This window comes from Pseudomonas sp. A125 (assembly GCF_055409485.1).
The window spans coordinates 1-1,274 of sequence record NZ_JBUZVP010000082.1 but is presented as its reverse complement, the minus strand read 5'-3'; the positions used below and the strand labels follow the sequence as shown (position 1 = coordinate 1,274).

Here is a 1,274-nt window from a genome sequence, read left to right as displayed (position 1 = left end):
GTTAATAGGCACACAAAAAGCGGCAGCGTTTTGTGGAGTAATTCCTTCTACAGCAATGTCGAAATACTTCCCCGCTGGAAATCCAGATGTCAGTCCAGAGTAAACCGTCCTCATAGTAAAACTGCTGGGAGATAGCTCCTGAACACCTTCAGAACCCCAGGTAAAAAGCCCGAACTCATCCACTCACAAGCCTCCCGACCATAGTACGGCGAACCTCATTGGCGTCGTAAACAGCAAGCCCGTTGTTGTTCAGTATCGACGAACCACCTGTACCCTCACTGCGCAGCATGAACGTTCCCGCCTTCACATTGATCTCAAGCAGCGGACGACCTTTAGCGTCAACCGCCTCAGAGCGCAGCGTCATGCCCAGCACGATTTCCTGAATAAACGCCTGGCTGATCAGCGCGGTATCGATAACAACCTGTCCGTTTTGAACTACAAACGGGGTGACGAAGCCTCCACCCGCCAGAGTGTTCACCACCGCGAACCTGTCAGCGCTCACCAAGAACTGGCTTTGCAGCAGACCATCAGCATTTTGCTCGATGCCAAGCCCGATGCCGGCGGCCACGTACTGGCCGTTTTGGTTGACCTGCATCTTCACCGCCCACATCGTGGACAGCTTGCCGTCGGTGCTCGCTTGGGCTTTCGCCGTGATCTGGATCGCCGCCTGGCTCTTCCACTCGTTGAGCGCGCCGGCCAGATCACCCTCATCTGTGCCGTCACGCCCGCTACCGATCACGGCCTGGAGCGTGGTGGTTTGAGAGGCGATCGCACCGTTGGTATCGGCCAGAGACTGAGTAACCGTCCGGACGGCTGCAGAGTTTTCATCAACCTTCGCCTGCGTGTTATCGACCCTTTTACCCAGAGCGGTATCAGCGTCCGCCCTGGTAGTTGCCTCTTGGCTGATCGCCGCAGCATTACCGCCGACGGTGACACCCATCTGATCTATGCGTATGCCAAGGGCGCTATCAGCATCAGTTCTGGTCGAGGCCTCACTACCAATCGCCGCCGTGTTGCCGTCGACATCGCTTTTCAACTGATCCAGTCGAGTAGCTGTCGCCAGCTTATCGGTGGCCACCGCCCGCTCCAGCGTGGTCAGCCCGGCCTTGTTCGCACCCACCGCAGCATCCAGTGACGTCGTGCGCTCGACAAGCGCCAGGTTGTCAGAGGCTTGTACCTTCACCTGCTGGGCGAACTTCGCCGTGGCATCCCAGCCTTGCAGGGCGTCAGTCAGCGCGCCCTCTCCGTTATCCTCCCGCCAGCTCGCCTGAAGC

Annotated in this window: 1 protein-coding gene and 1 pseudogene; both read right to left on the bottom strand. The window is 58.2% G+C overall.

Features of this window, described 5'->3' with window-relative positions; genetic code table 11:
• Positions 1–183, bottom strand: a pseudogene (locus ACZRN6_RS36475) (hypothetical protein); the annotation flags it as partial.
• Positions 176–1,274, bottom strand: a 1,099-nt coding sequence (locus tag ACZRN6_RS36470) for a DUF1983 domain-containing protein (RefSeq protein WP_464009960.1), incomplete at its 5' end; no start/stop codon positions are given. The gene ACZRN6_RS36470 and the pseudogene ACZRN6_RS36475, both read right to left, overlap by 8 nt.